Raw genomic sequence first — 21,342 nt, forward strand, 5'->3', positions numbered from 1 at the left:
ACCAGGGAGGATAACGTTGCTTCAGCAACGGCCCGCAGGGCGAGGCGCAGCCGAGTAATCCTCCCGGATGCACCATCTTCTCTCCTTTGAATCATTCCACATACTCCCGGAACACCCCTTAATTCGCTGTCAGCGACAAAATCAATCAATTACGATAAAATAACGTCTGGTCATTCGGCTTGTGAGAAGACGATGTACGAACGTTATGCGGGTTTGATTTTTGATATGGATGGCACCATCCTGGATACCGAGCCAACGCACCGTAAGGCGTGGCATGAGGTATTGGGGCATTATGGATTACGTTTTGATGAACAAGCCATGGTCGCCCTCAATGGCTCCCCAACGTGGCGTATTGCCCAGTCGGTAATTGAATTGAATCATGCCGATCTTGACCCTCATGCCTTGGCGCGTGAAAAAACCGACAACGTGAGAAGCATGCTGCTGGATAGCGTCCAGCCTTTGCCATTGGTTGACGTCGTGAAAGCCTGGCATGGTCGTCGTCCTATGTCGGTAGGTACGGGGAGTGAAAGCGCGATTGCGGAAGCTCTGCTCGCACACCTTGGGCTGCGTCGCTATTTTGATGCTGTAGTCGCAGCCGATCACGTACAACACCATAAACCTGCTCCTGATACGTTTTTGCTCTGTGCCGAACGTATGGGTGTTGCTCCGGCGCGCTGTGTCGTATTTGAAGATGCCGATTTTGGGCTGCAGGCGGCGCGTGCCGCAGGAATGGACGCGGTGGATGTCCGGTTATTGTGAGTGATGGACTATCGCTCCTGTCACTGTTTGCCAGCAGTTTTCTCAGCGCTACGCTATTACCCGGCAATTCTGAAGTTGTTTTAGTTGCTTTGCTGGTCTCTGGGGTAAGTCATCCCTGGGTCTTAGTCTTAACAGCAACAATGGGTAATAGCCTTGGAGGGTTAACTAACGTTATCCTTGGGCGTTTCTTTCCATTGCGTAAAACATCGCGCTGGCAAGAAAAAGCCACTGGCTGGCTGCGGCGCTATGGCGCTGTCACACTATTATTAAGCTGGATGCCGGTTGTGGGTGATTTACTGTGCCTGTTAGCTGGATGGATGCGCATCTCGTGGGGTCCAGTACTTTTTTTCTTATGCCTTGGCAAGGCGCTGCGCTATGTAGTTGTCGCAGCGGTTACGACGCAAGGCATTATGTGGTGGCACTAATTGTGTTGTGAGATAGCCTTCAGGGTAACCAATACCATTATGCTAATTAAAACGATTTTGACAGGCGGGAGGTCAATTTGATCCCGGACGTATCACAGGCGCTGGCCTGGCTGGAAAACCATCCTCAGGCGTTAAAGGGGATTCAACGTGGGCTGGAGCGCGAAACGCTGCGCGTTAATGCAGATGGGTCATTAGCAACGACAGGCCATCCTGAGGTGTTAGGCTCAGCGCTAACGCATAAATGGATAACCACTGACTTTGCCGAAGCGCTGCTGGAGTTTATTACGCCTCCAGGCGACGACATTGAGAAAATGCTCACGTTCATGCGCGACCTGCATCGGTATACCGCCAGGAATTTGGGCGACGAGCGTATGTGGCCGTTGAGCATGCCTTGCTATATTGCCGAAGGCCAGGATATCGAACTGGCGCAGTACGGTACGTCGAATACCGGTCGTCTGAAAACGCTGTACCGTGAAGGCCTCAAAAACCGTTACGGCGCGCTGATGCAGACTATCTCCGGCGTACACTACAATTTCTCATTGCCGATGGCTTTCTGGCAGGCGAAATGTGGCGTAACGGACGGCGAAGATGCTAAAGAGAAAATCTCCGCGGGTTACTTCCGTCTGATCCGCAACTACTACCGTTTTGGTTGGGTGATCCCGTATCTGTTTGGCGCCTCTCCGGCCATTTGTTCCTCTTTCCTGCAAGGAAAACCGACAACCCTGCCGTTTGAAAAAACCGACTGTGGGATGTATTACCTGCCGTATGCGACGTCGCTGCGTCTGAGTGATTTGGGCTATACCAATAAGTCGCAAAGCAATCTCGGAATTACGTTTAACGATTTGCATGAGTATGTGGCAGGATTAAAGCGCGCGATTAAAACCCCTTCCGAGGAGTACGCGGCGATTGGTCTGGAGAAGGACGGTAAGCGTCTGCAAATCAACAGCAACGTTCTGCAGATTGAAAATGAGCTGTATGCGCCTATTCGCCCGAAACGCGTCACTCGTCGTGGCGAAACGCCTTCTGACGCGCTTCTGCGTGGCGGTATTGAGTACATTGAAGTTCGCTCACTGGATATCAACCCGTTCTCACCGATCGGTGTGGACGAGCAGCAGGTGCGTTTCCTCGATCTGTTTATGGTCTGGTGTGCGCTGGCCGATGCCCCGGAAATGAGCAGCGATGAATTGCTGTGTACGCGTAAAAACTGGAATCGGGTGATTCTTGAAGGTCGTAAGCCTGGGCTGACGTTAGGTATTGGCTGTGAAACAGCCCAGTTCCCGCTGCCTAAGGTAGGGAAAGATCTGTTCCGTGATCTGAAACGCGTGGCACAAACGCTGGACAGCATCGATGGGGGAGAGGAGTATCAAAAGGTCTGTGATGAACTGGTTGCCTGTTTTGACAACCCAGAACTGACTTTCTCTGCCCGCATCCTACGGTCTATGATTGATGAAGGCATTGGCGGCACGGGTAAAGCGCTGGGTGAGGCTTACCGAAATCTGCTGCGTGAAGAGCCGTTAGAAATATTGCAGGAAGCGGAATTTATTGCTGAAACCAAGGCTTCAAAGCGTCGTCAGCAGGAGATCGAAGCGGCTGATACTGAGCCGTTTAGCGTGTGGCTGGAAAAGCACGCTTGATACAAAAGAAAAAGGCCACTCGGGAGTGGCCAAAATTTCATCTCTGAAAACAGGGATGATGATAACAAATGCGCGTCTTTCATATACTCAGACTCGCCCCGGAACAAAGAGTTCAGATTATTTTCAAAAAATTTATCGGAGGTGGCTAAATGCCGTTGTTAGATAGTTTTACTGTCGATCACACCCGGATGGAAGCTCCCGCGGTCCGGGTTGCAAAAACGATGAACACCCCGCATGGCGACGCAATCACCGTGTTTGATCTGCGTTTCTGCATTCCGAACAAAGAAGTGATGCCTGAAAAAGGTATCCACACGCTGGAACATCTGTTTGCAGGTTTTATGCGTAACCATCTCAACGGCAACGGCGTGGAGATTATCGATATCTCTCCGATGGGATGCCGCACTGGCTTTTACATGAGCCTGATTGGTACGCCAGACGAGCAGCGTGTTGCCGACGCGTGGAAAGCGGCGATGGCGGACGTGCTGAAAGTGCAGGATCAAAACCAGATCCCGGAGCTGAACGTTTACCAGTGTGGCACGTATCAGATGCACTCTCTTAGCGAAGCACAGGATATCGCACGTCATATTCTGGAGCATGATGTACGCGTTAACAGCAATGAAGAGCTGGCGCTGCCGAAAGAGAAACTGCAGGAACTGCATATTTAGTCATACTGATTAGTTGTTCCAGTATTTAAATTAACCCCGGCTTATAACCGGGGTTTTTTATTGCCTCCCCTCAACCATATCCCTGGGAGGTGGTTTACGGGGCAATAAAAAAGGGATCCGCAGATCCCTTTTATCAGATATTTAGTGCGCGCCACCGCCGCCGCCGCCCGCACCGAAGGGTGGCTTGGCAAACCACACCAGGCCAAGCAAGACCAGGAAGATCCCCGCCGACATCCAGAAGATTTCGTTGGCGGAAATAATCAGCCCCTGATTGGTGATCTGCTGGGCTATCCAGCCTGACGCCTGCTGGTGCGTCATCCCTAAATCCTGCAGCTTATCGTACATTGCCTGCGCGTTTGGATTGTAGGGATTAACGGATTCCGTTAACTGCGCATGGTGAAGTGACTCACGGTTAGTCCACATCGTCGTCGTAATTGATGTACCAATAGAGCCGGCCAGCGTTCGCGTAAAGTTCGACAAACTTGATGCCGCGGCCAGACGCTCAGGTGGTAAGCCGGACAGCGTGATAGTCGTCAGCGGCATAAAGAAGCAGGCTACCGCGAAACCCTGAATAAACTGTGGCCAGGCCGATGCGCCAAAGTCCATACCTGGTTCGAACGTCCACGCACGCCAGTAGAAACAGACGGCGTACATAATAAAACTGAACGTGACTAACCGACGCATATCAAGCTTGTGCGCGAAGCGGCCGATAATCGGCGATAAGATCACCGGAATCACCCCAACCGGCGCTGACGCCAGACCGGCCCAGGTTGCCGTATAGCCGTATACCTCCTGCAACAGCTGCGGCAGCAGGACGATTGCGCCGAAGTAGAGCATATAGGCCAGACTGATACACAGACAGCCGATGGTAAAGTTGCGCGACTTAAACAGTGAGAGGTCGACAATGGGGTGCTCGTCGGTAAGCTCCCAGACGATCAGGAAGCTGATGGCGACAACGGCGACCACCGTCAGGATGATAATCTCCTGAGAGGCGAACCAGTCCAGCTCTTTGCCGCGGTCGAGCATGATCTGCAAACTGCCGATACCAATGACCAGCAGGGCCAGACCAATGGCATCGATGCGCCGCTGCTCGGTTTTGGTTTCCCGACCGCGCAGGGTTTGCAGAGTCATCAATACCACCGCAGCACCGATTGGCACGTTGATGAAAAATATCCAGCCCCAGTGATAGTTGTCGCTGATATAGCCCCCAAGAATAGGGCCACATATCGGGGCAACAATCACCGTCATCGACCATAGCGCCAGAGCGATGGAACGTTTGGCGGGAGGATAGTTATTCAGCAACAAGCTTTGTGACAGCGGAATTAATGGACCGGCGACAATCCCCTGGATTACGCGGAAGAAAATCAGCATGTTCAGGCTGGTGGACATCCCGCATGCCCATGACGCAATGACGAAGGCGATAGTTGACCACATGAATAGCCTTACTTCGCCAAAACGCTTTGCCAGCCAGCCGGTGATCGGAATCGAGATAGCGTTCGCCACCCCGAATGAGGTGATCACCCAGGTTCCCTGGCTCAGTGAAGAGCCGAGGTTCCCGGCGATAGTGGGGATCGCCACGTTAGCAATGGTGGAGTCCAGCACCTGCATGAATGTCGCCAGGGACAGCGCGATCGTCATAATGACGAGCTGCGCGCCTTCCAGCGGTTTTTGCTGTTGCATCACACGCACCTTTGAATTAGCCCGCGTTGGCCTGCACGATCTCTTCGATCATCTTATTGACCGGAGCAAGGTTGATTTCCCGTGCATTACTTTCTGATACCGGCGTGGTGCGAACCTGGCTTGCCAGAATTTGTCCGTCACGATTTGAGGTATCTACCGTAACCAGCGTAGATAAACCGATACGCAGCGGATGCTGCGCCAGCTGCTGTGCATCCAGTTCAATACGCACCGGCAGACGCTGGACGACTTTGATCCAGTTACCCGTTGCGTTTTGTGCTGGCAGCAGGGAAAAGGCGCTGCCCGTACCCATATCCAGCCCGACAACCTTACCGGTATATTTCACGTCATCGCCGTAAATATCGCTGATAACGGTCGCCGGTTGACCGATACGCATGTGCGCGAGCTGTGTTTCTTTGAAGTTGGCATCCACCCACAGGTTTGTGGCTGGAACGACCGCCATCAGCGGCGTGGTCGGGCTAATTTGCGCTCCCGGCTGCACGGAACGACGGGAAACATAGCCAGTCATTGGGCTGACGATTCTGGTTCGTTCCAGCGCCAGCCAGGCATTGCGCACTTCAGTGGCAGCCTGTTGCACGGCGGGCTGGTCTTCCAGCTTACTGCCGAGAATCATCGCCTGGTTGGCATTATATTGTTGGATAGCCACATCAAGCTGAGCCTGAGCGCTGGCGACGGCATCACGCGCATGTTGCAGCTCTTCGCGGCCAATCAGGTTGGCGTTGCCCAGCGGGACACGGCGATTAAAGTCGCTTTGTGCCTGCGCCAGCGCGGTTCTCTGCACTTCAATGCTTGCCTGTAACTGCTTGCTGTTGATCATCAACTGGTGCGTCTGACGCACGCTGGAAGCCAGCGCAGTTTTGGCTTTTTCAAATGCCTGCTTTGCGTCCGTCTGGTCGAGGGTGACCAGCACATCGCCTTGTTTTACAAAGTCAGTGTTATCAGCCCAGACTTTCGTCACGCTGCCTGATACCTGCGCCATGATTTGAACCTGGTTCCCTGCCACGTACGCATCGTCTGTCTCTTCGACATGACGCAGTACTAAAAACCAATAAATCCCATATGCCACGGCAATAATAATAAAGAGCAAGGTCAGAAGGAGCAGCATACTTTTACGTTTGCCATTCTTCTTGACCGGTTGCTGCGGGGTTTGAGTCTCCGCATTTACGCTCATGTTGTTCTCCACGATCTTCTTTTTTTTCACATCGGCTGAGCCGACCTGTTTATCAGACAGGCCAGCAGTATGCGTGCTGGCCTGTCGGTTTTTTCATTTATAAATCTGGATTTCTGAGCGAGTCGGCGCGTTAGCGCAACGCTTCTAATACCGCGCCATCCTGTTCCATCTGGTCAAGACGGGTCAGAAGTTTACGGGTAATTTGCTCAAGCTGATCTTTTTCGGTGGTGCTGAGAGATGACCAAAGCTGATGCAGGCAGTTATGCTGAGGCGGTAACACCTCTTGCAAAAATGCGTGGCCTTTCTCGGTCAATTGCAGATGCAGACAGCGGCGATCGTTATCGCTTTCGCGACGTTCGATCCAGCCACGTTTTTCTAACTCATCCGCAATGCGGGTTGCGTTAGTGCGTGACGAGCCAAGCGCGCAACTCAGTTCAGAAGGCTGAATACTGTGGTTTTCCTGAGACTCCAGCGTAATCAACGCCATAAACAATGTCTCGTTAATCCCTTGAGCTTTCAGCATCTTATTGCGGTTTTCCAGCAGCTTGCCCTGCATGTGCATGCATAGACGAGTCAGAAGCACTTCCTGATAAGGGAACTCTTCGTAGCGGCTGGCGCGAAATTTTAGCATTTGTTCAATGGGCGTAAACGAACTATCCATTTGGGTATAACCTCATTAATTTCAGCCGATATAGTAACGACAGTGACAAATAAAGTAAATGTATTATTTATTTAAAATGATTGTTTTTATCTATAAGACAATCAGCATTTTCCAGGCTAATCCATAGCCCAGAGCACTCAGTAAGGTTGGAATGATGATGCTGCGGGTCTTATAGAAGCTTGCGCCCAGTATGACAAACCCCACCAGCGTAGGCACGAACCGACGAGAGTCGTGCATCACTTCTGGCGCGGTAGACACCACCAACAGGGCGCAAATTGATGCAATGCCAATGGTGTCGAGTAATATGCCCGTCGCGCCGCGCTTCGTCGGGCGAACATTCCCCACTCCAAGACGGAGCGGCAAATAACGAAAACAGTAGTTAACGCAGCCGACCAACAGGCCAAGCAGCAGGACCTCATAGCTCATCGGGACCTCCCTGCCAAAATGACTGGATAAGAGCCGTCAGGCATCCGCAAACAATGCCTGCAAGGATGGCGGCAGGAATGGAAAACAGCATGACGCCAGCCAGCGCGCCGGCCAGTGCTGCAGTCACACAAAGTGCTTGTTGACGCTGGAAAGAGGCGAGCAGGAAGCTCATGAACAGCGCAGGGAGCATGAAGCCCAACGCCGCTTCAACTGCCGGGTAATCCTTGAGTAAACCACTGCCGGAAAACGCGCCGATCACCGTGCCAAACACCCAGGAGGCCCAGGAGCATAGCGCAATGCCGATCATCCAGTTTTCACTCCAGCGCCGGTTATCCCGTACCAGCTTCGCCGTGGCGGCGGCAAAGACTTCATCGGTGAGGCCAAAGGCCCACAGCGCGCTTTTGGGTTTACTCAGTCGCTGGGCGATTCGGCTACGCAGGGAAGGTCCGTACAAAACATGGCGTACATCCATGGCCATGACGGTCAGTGCGGCGACCCACAAAGAACTGCCTGCGGCGAGCATTGTGGTGATGACAAACTGGCTGGCTCCCGCATAGATAATGCAGGAGAAAAACACGCTTTCAACCGGAGTAAAGCCAAGGCGAGTGGCATTGAGACCAAATGCAAAAGCGACCGGAATATAGCTGATGACTATTGGCAGGCTATCTTTGAATCCTTCAGTTAGCGTCGCAGAACTGGGTTCAGACTGGGATATCGGGCTTTCCATAGGGTTATAGGTTTCATTACCGAAATTAATATAACTTGGTTCAATGAGTTATAACCTTAGCAGACTGATGGGCTCCTTAACACCCTGCGGAGCCCAATCAGCGGTAAACATACGCTATATGCTTAATTTACGGCTTCCTGACGGTGATATCCTCGCCACCAGACCAACAGGTTGAGTAGGGCAACGGTCGTACCGGCCAGACAAACGCCAGCCCAACCGGCATGCTGCCAGGCGGAGGCCGAAATCAGCGAACCAGCAGCCCCGCCAATAAAATAGCTGGTCATGTATCCGGCGGTCAGGCGATTACGCGCGTTCGGATGAATGCGATAGATAACCGTCTGGTTGGTGATATGCACACCCTGAACGGTGAGGTCCAGGACCAGGATACCGATAATCAGCATTGGTACGGAACTATGCCCTAACCAGATAGCCCACCAGGAGAGCAGCAGTAATAACAGACCTGTGGTCGTGGTGAGATGTGATTTTCCCTTATCGGCAAAACCACCTGCCGGACGCGCGCCTAACGCCCCTGCGGCCCCTGCCAGGCCAAACAGCCCGATCGTTCCTTCGGAGTAGTTAAACGGCGGCGCGGCGAGCAAAAACGCCATAGAGGTCCAGAGAATACTGAAATTGGCAAAGGTCAGGCAGCCCAACATCGCGCGGGTACGCAGCAATTTATCATGGATAAACAGGCTGAATACGGAGCCTAACAGTTGCGGATAGTTGAGATGAGTATCTGATTTCATCTTCGGCAGACCGCGCCACAGCGCAATCGCCATCAGCGCCATTAATATCGATGCGACCCAAAATACGGTGCGCCAGCCGCCAAGATTGGCCAGTAATCCCGCCACGGTGCGCGCCAGCAGGATACCCAGCAGCAGGCCGCTCATAATGGTGCCGACAACTTTACCGCGCTTATCCGGCGTGGCAAGCGTCGCCGCCAGCGGAACCAGAATCTGTGCCACTACCGAGAACAATCCGGTAAGGGCGGTGCCGAGGATCAGCATGCCCAGCGACTGGCTACTGGCGGTAATAAGCATGCCGCCTGCCGCTAACAGCGTCATGGAGACGATCAGCATCCGACGTTCAAACATATCGCCAAGCGGTACTAAAAACAGCAGGCCGGCGGCATAGCCGAGCTGGGCCGCGGTGACGATAAAGCCAGCGGTACTGGCCGATAGCGAAAAGTTACGTGCGATGGTGTCGAGCAGCGGCTGTGCGTAATAGTTACTGGCGACGGCGAGGCCGGTGGCGATAGACATTAACAGGATCAGCGAAGGGCTAAGTCCCTGAGTGGTTTTCGTCATGGTTTTCAACTGAAAAATGGGTTGCAGAAAACAATCATAACGTAAGTGATTAAATGTTGCTGATTTGTTGGGTGATGGATTGTGCGGTTGGGAGGAGGGCGTGTAGGCCGGATAAGGCGCATCGCGCCACCATCCGGCATTGGTGTGATGGCGCTACGCTTATCAGACTTACGAGGGGGTTATTTCTGCGCAGCCAGCGCTTCTTTCACCCAGCCATCAAACTGTTGCTGGTGGGCTTTGATCCAGCCGTCAACGTGACCCTGCACGTCGGCTTCAGATGCTTTCCCGTCGTGCATCATCGCGTTCTGCGCGTTGATATCCGCCAGCGGCAGCTTCATGACGGCAAACAGTTTCGCCGCAGCCGGGTTTTTCTCCGCCCAGGCTTTGTTGGCGACGATATGCATAGTGTTCACCGGGAAGCCGTAGTTGGCGCCGTTTGGCAGCTTGGTATCAATGTCTTTCTGCTCGCCTGGCAGGGAAGAGAACGGCACCTGCAGCCAGACCACATCTTTACCCGGTTTCATTACGTCGCTCACCCAGTACGGTGTCCAGGTGTAGTAAAGAATGGGTTTGCCTTCTTTAAAGCGGGTAATAGTGTCAGCCATCATCGCCGCATAGTTACCGTGGCTGACCTCGACGGTTTTTTCCAGATCGAAGGCTTTGTTCTGGTGGTTGATCACCGCTTCGCAGCCCCAGCCTGGCGAGCAGCCCATCATGTCTGCTTTTCCGTCGCCGTTGGTGTCAAAGATTTTGGCGATCTTCGGATCTTTTAACTGGGCAATGTTGGTGATTTTATACTGCTCAGCGGTTTTTTTATCGATCAGATAACCTTGCGCGGCACCCGTAACGAATACCCCCTCGCGATAGAACTTTTTGTCTCCGCCCGCTGCGGCATACATATCATCATGCAGCGGCTGCCAGTTCACAGCGGTAAAAGTTGCATCGCCAGAGGCAATGGAGGTATAGCCGACGTTGTAGTCAACTTCGCTTGTTTTGTTAACGGTATAACCCAGTTTCTCCAGCGCACGGGCGACCAGTTGCGTCTGGAAGGATTCTTCAGAGATAGTGCTCTGGATTGGCTGTACAGTGATGCCTTTGCCAGGCAGATCGGCAGCGAAAGTGCTGGTGGAGACAAGGGTGGCAAACGCTGTGGCAATAATGACGTTCTGTCGCATCGTTGTTCCTTAATTATTGGAGGGACGTATAGGCCCGGTAAGCAATGCGCCACCGGGCAACGGGTGAATTACTTCGTGAATGGGCGAGTGATAAGCCCAACGGGACCGGTGGTGTACCAGCGACGGTTACCACGGCTACGGGCGTCACGACCGACAGCCTGCGTCAGGCGGTCGAGAATGATGGCGAGGATCACGATCCCAACCCCGCCGACGGTGGCAAGCCCCATATCCAGACGACCGATTCCGCGCAGAACCATCTGACCCAGTCCGCCGACGGCGATCATCGACGCGATGACGACCATTGAGAGCGCCAGCATCAGCGTCTGGTTGACCCCGGCCATAATGGTAGGCATCGCCAGCGGGAGCTGCACTTTAAACAGCATCTGACGCGGGCTGGCGCCAAATGAGCGCGAGGCTTCAATCAAGTCGGCTGGCACCTGGTTAATCCCCAGAATGGTCAGACGCACGATTGGCGGCAGGGCGAAGATAATCGTCACCACCACGCCCGGGACGTTGCCGATACCAAACAGCATGACGATCGGCACCAGATAGACGAACGCCGGTGTGGTTTGCATGGCGTCCAGCAGCGGACGAACAATTTTTGCCGCCCGTGGACTGCGCGCCAACCAGATCCCCATCGGTAGACCGATCACCACGCAGAACAGCAGCGCGGTTAGTACCAGCGCCAGGGTGATCATGGCCTGCGACCACGCGCCGATGGCCCCGATTGCAATCAATGAAATCAGCGTAGCAACGCCCATTCCAACGCCGGAAATCTGCCAGGCAATCAGAGCGAACAGGATAATCGCCACCGGGGCAGGCATACCCAACAGAAGCTGCTGGAAGCCGTTGAGAATATAATCCACCGGGACTCGAATGCCCTGGAAGACCGGACGGAAATGGGTAACGACCCAGTCGATCCCTTCTGTGACCCAGCTATCCAGCGGGATCAGCGTTTTATGGAACGGATCCATAATATTGAAATGCTCTGGCGCCGGCGCGGGTGCGCTGGTCAGCCAGTCTGCGCTACCGCCGTCAGCTGGCGCGCCTGATGGCGTACTCCAGGCATCGGTGGTTTGTGCGGCACTGTCGGCCGCAGGTGTGGTATCCCACGGATTGGTTTGATCAGCCATTGTTTGCCCCCTCACGATCTAAAGCCTGTAACAGCATGCGTTTTGAAATGATGCCCACATACTGTTGTTCCTCATCAACAACCGGCACCGCGCACGGGGCCTGGCCGACATGAGAAAGCAACTCGCTGAGAGGAGTTTGTGCATCCACGGCTAGCGGCTCATCGATCAATGCCGCTTCAATACCTTGCGCCTGACTTAATGCTGTTTTTAAAGAGTCGATAGAGACAACGCCGACGAATTTATTGCCGCGCTCGATCACGTAACCATATTCGCGATCTTTGTCCTGCAATAATTGCAGCGCTGAACGTGGACCGACCCCGGGCGTTTTACGAATTAAACCTTCAGGGCTACGACGTGAAATATCTTTGGCACTAAAGACCTGGCTAATATCAACGCCGCGGAAGAAGGTGCGTACATAATCATTGGCCGGATTATTCAGGATTTCATCTGGCGTGCCGACCTGGACCACTTCACCGTTTTGCATAATGGCAATTCTGTCGCCAATACGCATAGCTTCGTCGAGATCGTGGGAAATAAAGACCACGGTACGTTGATGTTTCGCCTGTAGTTTTACCAGTTCATCCTGCATCTCGGTACGAATTAACGGATCGAGGGCAGAAAAGGCCTCATCCATTAATAAGATGTCAGGGTTTATGGCTAATGCACGGGCGAGGCCCACACGCTGGCGCATCCCTCCGGAAAGTTCATCCGGGTATCCGTGAGCATAATTCTCCAGACCAACCTGACGCAGCGCATCTAACGCTTTTTCACGACGTTCATCCGCGCCAACACCGGCTAATTCCATGCCGAATGCCGTATTGTCCAGGACCGTCATGTGCGGCATCAGGGCAAAGGACTGGAAAACCATCGCAATCTTTTTTCTGCGCACCTCGCGAAGCTCAGCATCGGATATCCGGGCGATGTCTACGCCGTCAATCAATACTTGCCCGCGGGTGGGTTCAATCAGGCGATTGAGAAGGCGTACCATTGTGGATTTACCCGAACCGGATAATCCCATGATGACAAATATCTCGCCTTCTTCAATGGCCAGACTGGCGTTCTTAACGCCAAGCGATAGCCCTGTTTTATCCAGAATCTGCTCTTTTGAAAGTCCTTTTTCAATATATTTGAAGGCTCTCTGCGGATGCTCTCCAAATATCTTATAGAGATTTTTAACTTCTAATTTAATTGCCATGCAATAGAATGATTCCTGTTATTTGTTTATATCGATATATTACCTGATGGAAATAGTGACCTTTTTCTACCCTAACATACTGAGAATCTGAGACAACCCTGAATTTGTTTGTGGCACGAATATTGCTGAAGGCCATGTGGCGGGACTTCCCGTGATATAAGGGCTGAGCGCGAATGTGAATGGGGTAATATTTTTTGTAAATGGCAATGAAAAGTCGCCTGAATTGCTGAAATGCAGGCGAATAATGCGGCTGATATTGAGTGTAGATCACACAATTATATTTGCACGACAAAAGTGTGATCCTGTTAAAATATTTCCGCGAAAAATGTACGGTATTTTCCGCGGGAATGAGCGCTAGAAATTCCAGTCGTCGTCTTCGGTTTCGACAGCTTTTCCCATCACGTATGATGAGCCGGAACCCGAGAAGAAATCGTGGTTTTCGTCAGCGTTGGGCGACAGCGCGGCAAGGATTGCCGGGTTAACCTCCGCCATTTCTGGCGGGAATAATGCCTCATACCCCAAATTCATTAATGCCTTATTGGCGTTGTAGCAAAGGAAGGCTTTGACGTCATCCACCCAGCCGGTTTCTGCATACAATTCTTCCGTATAACGCGCTTCGTTATCATACAAATCCATCAGCAGGTCGAGGGCAAAATTCTTTAACTCCTCACGTGCGGATTCAGAAATGTGCTCCAGACCTTTTTGATATTTATAACCAATGTAATACCCGTGAACGGCTTCATCACGAATGATCAGACGAATGAGATCGGCGGTATTGGTCAGTTTTCCGCGGCTGGAGAAATACATTGGCAACCAGAAGCCGGAATAGAACAGAAAGGATTCCAGAAACACGCTGGCAATTTTTTTCTTCAACGGTTCGTCGCTGGCGTAATGTGTCAAAACGATCTGCGCCTTGCGCTGGAGTGGGGTATTTTCTTCACTCCACGCGTAAGCCGCATCCACGTCTTTGGTCTGGCAAAGAGTGGAGAAAATTGAGCTGTACGAACGGGCGTGCACCGCTTCCATAAAGCTGATATTCGATAGCACCGCCTCTTCATGCGGCGTTAACGAATCGGCCATCAATGCTGGCGCACCGGCTATGTTCTGAATAGTGTCGAGCAGCGTCAGCCCGGTAAAAACGCGGATAGTCAGCTGCTGTTCGGCGGCGTTCAATGTTTGCCAGGCCGGGATATCGTTGGAGAGCGGGACCTTTTCCGGTAGCCAGAAGTTACTGGTCAGGCGATTCCAAACCTCGAGATCTTTATCATCCTCAATCTTGTTCCAGTTGATGGCACTCACGCGGGATAATGTCATGTTGTCCTCCTTACAGCGCGCATGACACGCAACCTTCGATTTCGGTTCCTTCCAGCGCCAACTGGCGTAGTCGGATGTAGTACAGCGATTTGATGCCCTTACGCCAGGCGTAAACCTGCGCTTTGTTGATATCGCGAGTGGTGGCGGTATCGGGGAAAAAGAGCGTCAGTGAAAGCCCCTGATCGACATGCCGCGTTGCTTCAGCGTAGGTATCAATGATTTTTTGTGGACCAATCTCGTAGGCATCCTGATACAAGGCCAGATTCTCATTGGTCATAAACGGGGCAGGGTAGTAAACGCGCCCGGTTTTGCCCTCTTTGCGAATCTCCACTTTTGACACGATCGGGTGAATGCTTGATGTCGCATGGTTGATGTAGGAGATAGAACCCGTTGGCGGAACCGCTTGTAAATTCTGGTTATAAATGCCGTAGCGCATGACATCTTCACGCAGTTGCGACCACATTTCGCGCGTTGGCAGCGTAATGCCGCTGGCGGCAAACAGTGTGCGAACCTTGGCGGTTTTTGGCTGCCAGTCGCCCTGCAGATACTGGTTAAAATACTCACCGCTGGCGTAGCGGGACTGTCTGAATCCGGCAAAGGTTTTGCCGCGTTCCCGGGCGAGCTTCATCGACGTATTCAGCGCATGCCAGGTGATGGTGTAGAAATAGAGATTGGTGAAATCCAGCCCTTCAGGTGAGCCGTAGGCGATACCTTCCCGTGCCAGATACCCGTGCAGGTTCATCTGCCCAAGACCGATGGCGTGCGATGCGCTGTTTCCGGCCTCAATTGAGGGTACGCTGCGGATATGGCTCATGTCCGAAACGGCCGTTAAACCGCGAACCGCCGTTTCCACGGTGCGCCCAAAGTCTGGCGAATCCATGGTATGAGCAATATTCAACGAGCCGAGGTTGCAGGAGATATCGTGCCCTGTTTGCGCGTAATTGAGGTTTTCATCGTAGGTGGAAGCGTTGTTAACCTGCAAAATCTCCGAGCACAGGTTGCTCATATTGATACGACCGGCAATCGGATTGGTGCGATTCACCGTGTCTTCAAACATGATGTAAGGGTAGCCGGACTCGAACTGGATCTCGGCCAGCCGCTGGAAGAAATCGCGGGCGTTAATGTATTTTTTGCGCACTCGTTTGTCGGCAACCAGTTCGTCATACCGTTCAGTTACGGCGATATCACCGAATGGTTTGCCGTAAATGCGTTCCACGTCATACGGTGAAAACAGCGCCATTTGGGCATTTTCTTTGGCTAACTGGAAGGTGACATCCGGGATCACCACACCAAGCGAGAGCGTTTTGATACGGATTTTCTCGTCGGCGTTTTCACGTTTGGTATCGAGAAAACGCAAAATATCCGGATGATGCGCGTGCAGATACACCGCGCCCGCACCCTGACGTGCGCCTAATTGATTCGCATAAGAAAACGCATCCTCCAGCATTTTCATTACCGGGATCACCCCAGAGGACTGGTTCTCAATGCGCTTAATGGGCGCACCCGCCTCACGCAGGTTAGAGAGCAAAAATGCCACGCCGCCGCCGCGTTTGGAGAGTTGCAGCGCCGAGTTGACCGCCCGTCCAATTGACTCCATGTTGTCTTCAATGCGTAACAGGAAGCAGGAGACCAGCTCGCCGCGTTGCTGTTTACCGCAGTTTAAAAAGGTTGGCGTGGCGGGTTGAAAACGCCCGGAGAGCATTTCATCGGTCAGTTGCAGAGCGAGCGCTTCATCGCCCTGCGCCAGCGTGAGCGCCACCATCGTTACGCGATCCTCAAAGTCTTCGAGATAGCGCTTCCCGTCGAACGTTTTCAGCGTATAGCTGGTGTAGAACTTCCATGCCCCGAGGAACGTCTGGAAACGAAATCCGCTGGCGTGGGCGTGGGCGAATAGCTTCAGCACAAACGCGCGATCGTAGCGGGCTAACACGCTGGAATCGTAATAGCCTTCATCCACCAACGTGTCCAGACGCGCCTGCTGGCTGGCAAACGCCACCGAGTTGGGGCGGACGTGGGCGGTAAAGAATGCCTCCACCGCCTGATGGTCTTTGTCGAACTGAATGCGCCCGGCCTTATCGTACAGATTCAGCATGGCGTTCAGGGCGTGATAATCCAGCGTCTGCTGTTCTACACGTTCTGTGGTTGTCGTTGCCAAAATTCGCTCACTCCTTTTTGCACGTTGTCGATATCGCTTTGGGTGCCCATCAGCTCAAAGCGATAGAGCCACGGCACGCCGCATTTTTGTGAGATGACATCACCCGCGCGACCGTAGGCGTCCCCGAAATTGCGATTGCCGGAGGCGATCACTCCACGGATTAACGCCCGGTTGTGCGTATCGTTTAAAAAGCGGATCACCTGTCTCGGGACCGCGCCAGCTGTACCGCCGCCACCGTAGGAGGGCACGATTAAAATGTAAGGTTCGTCTACCCGGATCCGCTCGCGTTCGTTAAGCGGAATGCGGATGGCAGGCAGCCCCAGACGCTGCATGAAGCGGTGCGTATTTTCGGAGCTGCTGGAAAAGTAGACGAGCTGACTCATGCGCTGGCCACTTGAGGAGCCGGGCGCAGACGGTTGATCATGTCCGGGCGAAATCCTGACCAACTGGTTTCCCCTGCGACCACGACCGGTAACTGACGAAAGCCTTGATCGCGCAGGCGATCAGCCATATCGGGGTGTAAATCGACGTTTACCATCTCAAAGTCAAACCCGCGGCTTTCCATCGCCCGCTTAGTGGCGTGGCACTGAACACAGTTGTTACGAGTGTAAATAACAATGCGCATGATTCGTATTTCCATCTAAAAGTAAAAGAATGACGCGATAGAGGGCGTCAGGTTGTGTGTGTCTTGATAGAGGAGATACTAGATGTAGTTTTAAAAAGATTCAACCATACAAGATATGGTAATTTTAGATTGATGAGGGCATGGGTGATGAGCGTGACGGAGGAAGTGATAGAAACTATGGCAGGTTGCCGGATGGTGTTTAAGTCGCCATCCGGCAGCGCAGAATCACATGCGCATCCCTACCGCCAGACGGTTAAAGCAGTTCATCAGGCTAATAGCAAACGTCAGATCGCTAATCTCTTTCGCGCTAAAATGGTCGAGCAGCGGCAGATAAACGTCATCTTCGGCATGGGTGCTGGCTATATGGGTGACGGATTCGGCCCACGCCAGTGCTGCACGCTCCTGCTCGCTGAAGTGATGACTCACCCGCCAGCCTGCCAGCGCGTCCAGTTTGGCCTGCGCAACACCGGATTTGCGCAGCGCCTTACTGTGCATTTCCAGGCAAAAGGCGCAGCCGTTGATTTGCGAGACTCGCAGGTAAATCAGTTCCGTCAGCGTAGGTTCCAGCGCGCAGTTTTCCAGCGCTTTGCTGGCCTGAACCAAAGCGTTATAGATTTCAGGACTGAGTTCATAATAGGGCTGGCGTAACATTGTCATGGTATTTCTCCTCGTTTGGATGACCCGCAATGTAGCACTATAATGGACTGCTACAGAGAGCCATATTGTTGCCAAAAAAGCAGACCATAAATGCCACGCTATCAGCAAATCGCCCGTCAGTTAAAAAACGCCATTGAGAAAGGTGAACTAAAGCCAGGCACAAGATTGCCCTCCAGTCGGACCTGGGCCCAGGAGCTGGGGGTATCACGTTCGACGGTGGAAAATGCCTATGCAGATCTGGTGGCGCAGGGCTGGCTCGCGCGACGCGGGCAGGCAGGAACATTTGTCAGTGAGCAACTGCGACCGGAAAACGCACCTGTGTCTCCCGCCATCTTCGCCGGAGAAAACCCCAGGCCGCAGCCTTTTCAGATGGGATTACCCGCACTCGATCTCTTCCCGCGGGACGTCTGGGCGCGGGTGATGGGGCGGCGTTTACGCACCCAAACGCGTTTTGACCTGGCCGTGGGCGATGTTTGCGGCGAACGGGTGTTACGTCAGGCGATTGTCGATTACCTGCGCGTCTCACGCAGTATTGAGTGCCAGCCGGAGCAGATTTTTATTACTTCAGGCTACGCGGCATCAATGACGTTAATCCTGCGCGCTCTGTCTCAACCCGGTGAGGGGATGTGGGTCGAAGATCCTGGCTTTCCGTTGATTCACCCTGTGGTGGCTCAGGAACGCATTGAGCTGATGCCGGTGTCGGTTGATGCCGATGGTCTGGATGTCTGTGCTGGGATCCGTGACTACCCGCAGGCGCGTTTTGTGCTGCTCACACCCGCACACCAAAGTCCGCTGGGCGTCGCCCTGTCATTAGACCGTCGCCACCAACTGCTTGAATGGGCGACTCGGGCGCAGGCGTGGATCATTGAAGATGATTACGACAGTGAATTTCGCTACCACGGTAAACCGTTGCCGCCGCTAAAAAGTTTGGATGCGCCCCAGCGGGTGATTTATGCCGGAACGTTCAGCAAATCAATGTTTCCTGCTTTGCGCACGGCATGGCTGGTGGTACCCCTGACTCAGGTCGAACATTTTCGTCAGCAGGCGGCGCTAACGGCCTGTAGCGTTCCGGTTTTATGGCAGCAAACGCTGGCGGATTTTATGCAAGATGGCCACTTCTGGCGGCACTTAAAACGTATGCGCCAGAATTATGCCCTGCGACGTCAATGGATGGAAAACGCGCTGAGCGAACAAGGATTTAACGTCATTCCTCAGGAAGGAGGGATTCAGCTGGTGATAACTGTCGACGGAGATGATGTTGCGCTAGTGCGCAAAGTGAATCAGGCCGGGCTGGCGGTTCAGGCGTTAAGCCGCTGGCGAATAACTTCAGCAGGAAAGGGGGGAATATTGCTGTCGTTTACCAACATCAGCTCGGTGGAAATGGCGCAGCAGGCAGCGTATCAACTGCGGATGGCGCTGACATAAATCTGCGCGGTTCTTAAGATATTCGTCCCACCATCGCCACTCGTTTATGGACTTTTCTGAAAGCGTTGCTAATGCTGAATCAGGTAAGGTAAGCCCGCAGTAAAAAAGATAACGAGGAAAATATATGTATTTACGACCTGATGAGGTGGCGCGCGTACTTGAAAAAGTGGGCTTTACCGTCGATGTAGTGACGCAAAAAACGTACGGCTATCGTCGTGGCGAAAATTATGTGTACGTTAACCGTGAAGCACGTATGGGACGTACCGCATTAGTTATCCATCCCACGCTAAAAGAGCGCAGCTCTTCGCTGGCGGAACCTGCGACGGATATTAAAACCTGCGATCACTACCAGCAATTCCCGCTATATTTAGCCGGAGAGACTCACGAACATTATGGTATTCCGCACGGCTTCAGTTCGCGAATTGCGCTTGAGCGTTATCTGAGTGGGTTGTTTGGCGACGTTAGTTCAAACTAATAATGCGACTGGCAGGGCCAGTCGCGAAGAGATCTGTCAGGCTTTAGCCTGGTGATAGCTGCTGACCTTAAACAGGCGGCGGCAATAATCAAGAAAGTAGCCATAGACCGCGCCCATCAGCATTGATACCACGATGTTCGAACTTACTGCAGCCGTAATCTGGTGCCAGTCTGCGCCAACCGTCAATAGAATAATCACATACACTGGTGACTGGAAGGTGACATAAGCCAGCACGTCCGCCAGGTTTTTCCCCCATCCTGCTTGCGTGGCTTTACGCGCCGCGCGCATAAACAAATCGCGATACATGCCGTATGGCCACGCGATCAGGATGTTGACGGGGATAGCCACCAGTCTGGAGTACAGAGACTGTTCGAAGCTCATTCCTGAAAGGAATATTTCGATCAACATGTTCACGACAGAACAATAAACAACCATCGCGAACGTGTCTGCTACTGCATGACGCAAGCGTGACTGCGGAGAGAACATGTTAATGCTCCTTGTAAAAAGGGAAAAAAAGGTTTTGAATACCTTCTTGCTAGTGATTTGTCTTGCTGCTTTCGCGTTTGAATAGGATATCTGCCTGGATAATAACTAGCAACTAGCTTAAAATTTTTATTTATTACCTTTTTGTCGATAAAATGCTCTGCAGTGGTTTGTTTTTTGTTCGTTTTGGTATTTTCGTTGCTGATTTAATTAAAGGCATTTTAGATCAATGGGTTATGGAAACTTGTTTTTCTGAATTTTTTGCGCTCCTTTTCTCAATGTTGACTAATGTGCAATATGTATACGCACCGGCTCCGCGCGATGTTGTGGCCTGTTTCTCGACTGATACCCTGAGACTCCTTGCAGGTATATTTATAGCGACTAGCAGAGGAATAGAATATATCGCATAGGCGATATCAAAATGGATGCAATAAATACACGAATTAGCTTTTTTGATTAGTAATATGCGAATAAATTAGACTGGAAATATAATAAGCAGTTGCATACAATATTTAGGGTAATACCGTTTTTATGTTTTACGTTAAGGAGGTTTTGTTAATATGAGTTCAATGTTAAAAAACTTAAATAATATCCGCTCGCTGCGTGCAATGGCTCGTGAATTTTCCGTTGATGTGCTGGAAGATATGCTTGAAAAATTCAGGGTAGTGACCAAAGAACGCCGCGATGAAGAAGAACAACTACAGCGCCAACGTGCAGAACAGCAGGAAAAAATTAATACTTTGCTGGCGCTGATGCAGGCAGACGGGATCAATCCGGAAGAGCTACTGAGCATGACGCCTGCGACGGCAGGTTCAGTTAAAAAACGTCAGCCGCGCCCGGCGAAATATCGTTTTACCGATCTCAATGGTGAAACAAAAACATGGACCGGACAAGGTCGCACACCGAAGCCAATTGCCCAGGCACTGGCTGCCGGTAAATCTCTTGATGACTTTTTGATCTGATTATTAATGCGGTGAGGGCGACCTCACCGCTTATTTTCAGCAAACGCCAAAATCACCCTCTTCGGTATATCGCGTCACGTCAGCTGCTTTCAGCGTGAATTTTTCGCCGCTTTCATTACTGGCGTGTACCGCCACAATGTGATCGCCATTGACTTCGACAACTTTCAGTTTAGGTCCACCCATGCGTGGTTGAACCAGATCGCCAGGTTTAAACATATTGCTCTCCTTTATTTATCGCAGAACTCACCATAGATCACGTCAATCAGCGGG

At 52.3% G+C, this 21,342-nt stretch carries 23 protein-coding genes; 7 read left to right on the forward strand and 16 right to left on the reverse strand.

Annotated features, from left to right (window positions below; translation table 11 throughout):
• Positions 1 to 192: 192 nt before the first annotated feature.
• From yqaB to luxS, 4 genes are all read left to right on the forward strand, one after another.
• Positions 193 to 759, forward strand: a complete 567-nt coding sequence (gene yqaB / locus OGV93_RS23275; RefSeq protein ID WP_286482847.1) for a fructose-1-phosphate/6-phosphogluconate phosphatase — start codon at positions 193 to 195, stop codon at positions 757 to 759.
• Positions 756 to 1,184 carry a YqaA family protein gene (locus OGV93_RS23280; protein WP_003825961.1) on the forward strand — a complete coding sequence of 143 codons (429 nt, stop codon included), beginning with the start codon at positions 756 to 758 and terminating at the stop codon, positions 1,182 to 1,184. The genes yqaB and OGV93_RS23280 overlap by 4 nt, the downstream gene beginning before the upstream one ends.
• A 77-nt stretch (positions 1,185 to 1,261) precedes the next feature.
• A complete protein-coding gene (gshA, locus tag OGV93_RS23285) occupies positions 1,262 to 2,818 on the forward strand; it encodes a glutamate--cysteine ligase (protein WP_094168697.1) in 1,557 nt (518 codons plus the stop codon).
• A 149-nt stretch (positions 2,819 to 2,967) separates the two neighbouring features.
• Entirely contained in the window at positions 2,968 to 3,483 is a 516-nt protein-coding gene (luxS, locus tag OGV93_RS23290; RefSeq protein ID WP_016154160.1) for an S-ribosylhomocysteine lyase, read from the forward strand.
• A 141-nt stretch (positions 3,484 to 3,624) separates the two neighbouring features.
• On the opposite strand, the gene emrB is transcribed toward luxS, so the two are convergent.
• From emrB to OGV93_RS23360, 14 genes are all read right to left on the reverse strand, one after another.
• Positions 3,625 to 5,163: a multidrug efflux MFS transporter permease subunit EmrB gene (gene emrB, locus OGV93_RS23295; RefSeq protein ID WP_016154159.1), complete on the reverse strand. Its 1,539-nt coding sequence runs from the start codon at positions 5,161 to 5,163 to the stop codon at positions 3,625 to 3,627.
• A 16-nt stretch (positions 5,164 to 5,179) separates the two neighbouring features.
• A complete protein-coding gene (gene emrA / locus OGV93_RS23300) occupies positions 5,180 to 6,352 on the reverse strand; it encodes a multidrug efflux MFS transporter periplasmic adaptor subunit EmrA (protein WP_016154158.1) in 1,173 nt (390 codons plus the stop codon).
• A 130-nt stretch (positions 6,353 to 6,482) separates the two neighbouring features.
• A complete protein-coding gene (gene emrR, locus OGV93_RS23305; RefSeq protein WP_003037300.1) occupies positions 6,483 to 7,013 on the reverse strand; it encodes a multidrug efflux transporter EmrAB transcriptional repressor EmrR in 531 nt (176 codons plus the stop codon).
• A 90-nt stretch (positions 7,014 to 7,103) separates the two neighbouring features.
• Positions 7,104 to 7,439 (reverse strand): L-valine transporter subunit YgaH, encoded by a 336-nt coding sequence (ygaH, locus tag OGV93_RS23310; RefSeq protein ID WP_016154157.1) that lies wholly within the window; start codon positions 7,437 to 7,439, stop codon positions 7,104 to 7,106.
• On the reverse strand, positions 7,429 to 8,166 hold the full coding sequence (locus OGV93_RS23315; protein ID WP_019077531.1) for an AzlC family ABC transporter permease: 738 nt from the start codon (positions 8,164 to 8,166) through the stop codon (positions 7,429 to 7,431). The genes ygaH and OGV93_RS23315 overlap by 11 nt, the downstream gene beginning before the upstream one ends.
• Before the next feature lie 122 nt (positions 8,167 to 8,288).
• On the reverse strand, positions 8,289 to 9,473 hold the full coding sequence (locus OGV93_RS23320) for an MFS transporter (protein ID WP_016157303.1): 1,185 nt from the start codon (positions 9,471 to 9,473) through the stop codon (positions 8,289 to 8,291).
• Between the two features lie 179 nt (positions 9,474 to 9,652).
• Positions 9,653 to 10,648, reverse strand: coding sequence for a glycine betaine/L-proline ABC transporter substrate-binding protein ProX (proX, locus tag OGV93_RS23325; RefSeq protein ID WP_016154154.1), 996 nt, complete (start codon positions 10,646 to 10,648; stop codon positions 9,653 to 9,655).
• Positions 10,649 to 10,716: 68 nt separating this feature from the next.
• On the reverse strand, positions 10,717 to 11,781 hold the full coding sequence (proW, locus tag OGV93_RS23330; protein ID WP_016154153.1) for a glycine betaine/L-proline ABC transporter permease ProW: 1,065 nt from the start codon (positions 11,779 to 11,781) through the stop codon (positions 10,717 to 10,719).
• Complete coding sequence (proV, locus tag OGV93_RS23335; RefSeq protein ID WP_016157301.1) at positions 11,774 to 12,976, reverse strand: glycine betaine/L-proline ABC transporter ATP-binding protein ProV; 1,203 nt, start codon at positions 12,974 to 12,976, stop codon at positions 11,774 to 11,776. The genes proW and proV overlap by 8 nt, the downstream gene beginning before the upstream one ends.
• 354 nt (positions 12,977 to 13,330) lie before the next feature.
• Positions 13,331 to 14,290, reverse strand: coding sequence for a class 1b ribonucleoside-diphosphate reductase subunit beta (gene nrdF, locus OGV93_RS23340; RefSeq protein ID WP_287110236.1), 960 nt, complete (start codon positions 14,288 to 14,290; stop codon positions 13,331 to 13,333).
• 10 nt (positions 14,291 to 14,300) lie between these two features.
• On the reverse strand, positions 14,301 to 16,445 hold the full coding sequence (nrdE, locus tag OGV93_RS23345) for a class 1b ribonucleoside-diphosphate reductase subunit alpha (protein ID WP_287110237.1): 2,145 nt from the start codon (positions 16,443 to 16,445) through the stop codon (positions 14,301 to 14,303).
• The gene (gene nrdI / locus OGV93_RS23350; protein ID WP_016157298.1) at positions 16,418 to 16,828 is read right to left on the reverse strand and encodes a class Ib ribonucleoside-diphosphate reductase assembly flavoprotein NrdI; all 411 of its coding nucleotides are present in this window, start codon (positions 16,826 to 16,828) and stop codon (positions 16,418 to 16,420) included. The genes nrdE and nrdI overlap by 28 nt, the downstream gene beginning before the upstream one ends.
• On the reverse strand, positions 16,825 to 17,070 hold the full coding sequence (nrdH, locus tag OGV93_RS23355; RefSeq protein WP_016157297.1) for a glutaredoxin-like protein NrdH: 246 nt from the start codon (positions 17,068 to 17,070) through the stop codon (positions 16,825 to 16,827). Before nrdH ends, nrdI begins: the two co-directional genes overlap by 4 nt.
• Before the next feature lie 225 nt (positions 17,071 to 17,295).
• The gene (locus OGV93_RS23360; protein WP_016154147.1) at positions 17,296 to 17,727 is read right to left on the reverse strand and encodes a carboxymuconolactone decarboxylase family protein; all 432 of its coding nucleotides are present in this window, start codon (positions 17,725 to 17,727) and stop codon (positions 17,296 to 17,298) included.
• 90 nt (positions 17,728 to 17,817) lie between these two features.
• Between OGV93_RS23360 and pdxR the strand changes: the two genes are divergently transcribed.
• Together pdxR and OGV93_RS23370 are read left to right on the forward strand one after the other, a co-directional pair.
• Positions 17,818 to 19,152, forward strand: coding sequence for a MocR-like pyridoxine biosynthesis transcription factor PdxR (gene pdxR, locus OGV93_RS23365; RefSeq protein ID WP_115190312.1), 1,335 nt, complete (start codon positions 17,818 to 17,820; stop codon positions 19,150 to 19,152).
• Positions 19,153 to 19,276: 124 nt separating this feature from the next.
• The gene (locus tag OGV93_RS23370) at positions 19,277 to 19,627 is read left to right on the forward strand and encodes a DUF2002 family protein (protein ID WP_016154145.1); all 351 of its coding nucleotides are present in this window, start codon (positions 19,277 to 19,279) and stop codon (positions 19,625 to 19,627) included.
• A 36-nt stretch (positions 19,628 to 19,663) separates the two neighbouring features.
• Here OGV93_RS23370 and alaE read toward each other — a convergent pair whose 3' ends face one another.
• Complete coding sequence (alaE, locus tag OGV93_RS23375) at positions 19,664 to 20,113, reverse strand: L-alanine exporter AlaE (protein ID WP_016154144.1); 450 nt, start codon at positions 20,111 to 20,113, stop codon at positions 19,664 to 19,666.
• A 557-nt stretch (positions 20,114 to 20,670) separates the two neighbouring features.
• Between alaE and stpA the strand changes: the two genes are divergently transcribed.
• Complete coding sequence (gene stpA, locus OGV93_RS23380) at positions 20,671 to 21,072, forward strand: DNA-binding protein StpA (RefSeq protein ID WP_016154142.1); 402 nt, start codon at positions 20,671 to 20,673, stop codon at positions 21,070 to 21,072.
• A 36-nt stretch (positions 21,073 to 21,108) separates the two neighbouring features.
• Here stpA and OGV93_RS23385 read toward each other — a convergent pair whose 3' ends face one another.
• On the reverse strand, positions 21,109 to 21,288 hold the full coding sequence (locus tag OGV93_RS23385; RefSeq protein ID WP_016154141.1) for a GDFGVC terminal motif YodC-like protein: 180 nt from the start codon (positions 21,286 to 21,288) through the stop codon (positions 21,109 to 21,111).
• Positions 21,289 to 21,342 lie beyond the last annotated feature (54 nt).

The sequence above is a fragment of the Citrobacter sp. Cb031 genome (assembly GCF_030336725.1).
GTDB lineage: Bacteria > Pseudomonadota > Gammaproteobacteria > Enterobacterales > Enterobacteriaceae > Citrobacter > Citrobacter braakii.

Coding starts and splice junctions, on each gene's coding strand:
- yqaB (WP_286482847.1), top strand. CDS start 193: ATGTACGAACGTTATGCGGGTTTGATTTTTGATATGGATGGCACCATC.
- luxS (WP_016154160.1), top strand. CDS start 2,968: ATGCCGTTGTTAGATAGTTTTACTGTCGATCACACCCGGATGGAAGCT.
- emrB (WP_016154159.1), bottom strand. CDS start 5,163: ATGCAACAGCAAAAACCGCTGGAAGGCGCGCAGCTCGTCATTATGACG.
- emrA (WP_016154158.1), bottom strand. CDS start 6,352: ATGAGCGTAAATGCGGAGACTCAAACCCCGCAGCAACCGGTCAAGAAG.
- emrR (WP_003037300.1), bottom strand. CDS start 7,013: ATGGATAGTTCGTTTACGCCCATTGAACAAATGCTAAAATTTCGCGCC.
- ygaH (WP_016154157.1), bottom strand. CDS start 7,439: ATGAGCTATGAGGTCCTGCTGCTTGGCCTGTTGGTCGGCTGCGTTAAC.
- OGV93_RS23315 (WP_019077531.1), bottom strand. CDS start 8,166: ATGGAAAGCCCGATATCCCAGTCTGAACCCAGTTCTGCGACGCTAACT.
- OGV93_RS23320 (WP_016157303.1), bottom strand. CDS start 9,473: ATGACGAAAACCACTCAGGGACTTAGCCCTTCGCTGATCCTGTTAATG.
- proX (WP_016154154.1), bottom strand. CDS start 10,648: ATGCGACAGAACGTCATTATTGCCACAGCGTTTGCCACCCTTGTCTCC.
- proW (WP_016154153.1), bottom strand. CDS start 11,781: ATGGCTGATCAAACCAATCCGTGGGATACCACACCTGCGGCCGACAGT.
- proV (WP_016157301.1), bottom strand. CDS start 12,976: ATGGCAATTAAATTAGAAGTTAAAAATCTCTATAAGATATTTGGAGAG.
- nrdF (WP_287110236.1), bottom strand. CDS start 14,290: ATGACATTATCCCGCGTGAGTGCCATCAACTGGAACAAGATTGAGGAT.
- nrdI (WP_016157298.1), bottom strand. CDS start 16,828: ATGAGTCAGCTCGTCTACTTTTCCAGCAGCTCCGAAAATACGCACCGC.
- nrdH (WP_016157297.1), bottom strand. CDS start 17,070: ATGCGCATTGTTATTTACACTCGTAACAACTGTGTTCAGTGCCACGCC.
- OGV93_RS23360 (WP_016154147.1), bottom strand. CDS start 17,727: ATGACAATGTTACGCCAGCCCTATTATGAACTCAGTCCTGAAATCTAT.
- pdxR (WP_115190312.1), top strand. CDS start 17,818: ATGCCACGCTATCAGCAAATCGCCCGTCAGTTAAAAAACGCCATTGAG.
- OGV93_RS23370 (WP_016154145.1), top strand. CDS start 19,277: ATGTATTTACGACCTGATGAGGTGGCGCGCGTACTTGAAAAAGTGGGC.
- alaE (WP_016154144.1), bottom strand. CDS start 20,113: ATGTTCTCTCCGCAGTCACGCTTGCGTCATGCAGTAGCAGACACGTTC.
- stpA (WP_016154142.1), top strand. CDS start 20,671: ATGAGTTCAATGTTAAAAAACTTAAATAATATCCGCTCGCTGCGTGCA.
- OGV93_RS23385 (WP_016154141.1), bottom strand. CDS start 21,288: ATGTTTAAACCTGGCGATCTGGTTCAACCACGCATGGGTGGACCTAAA.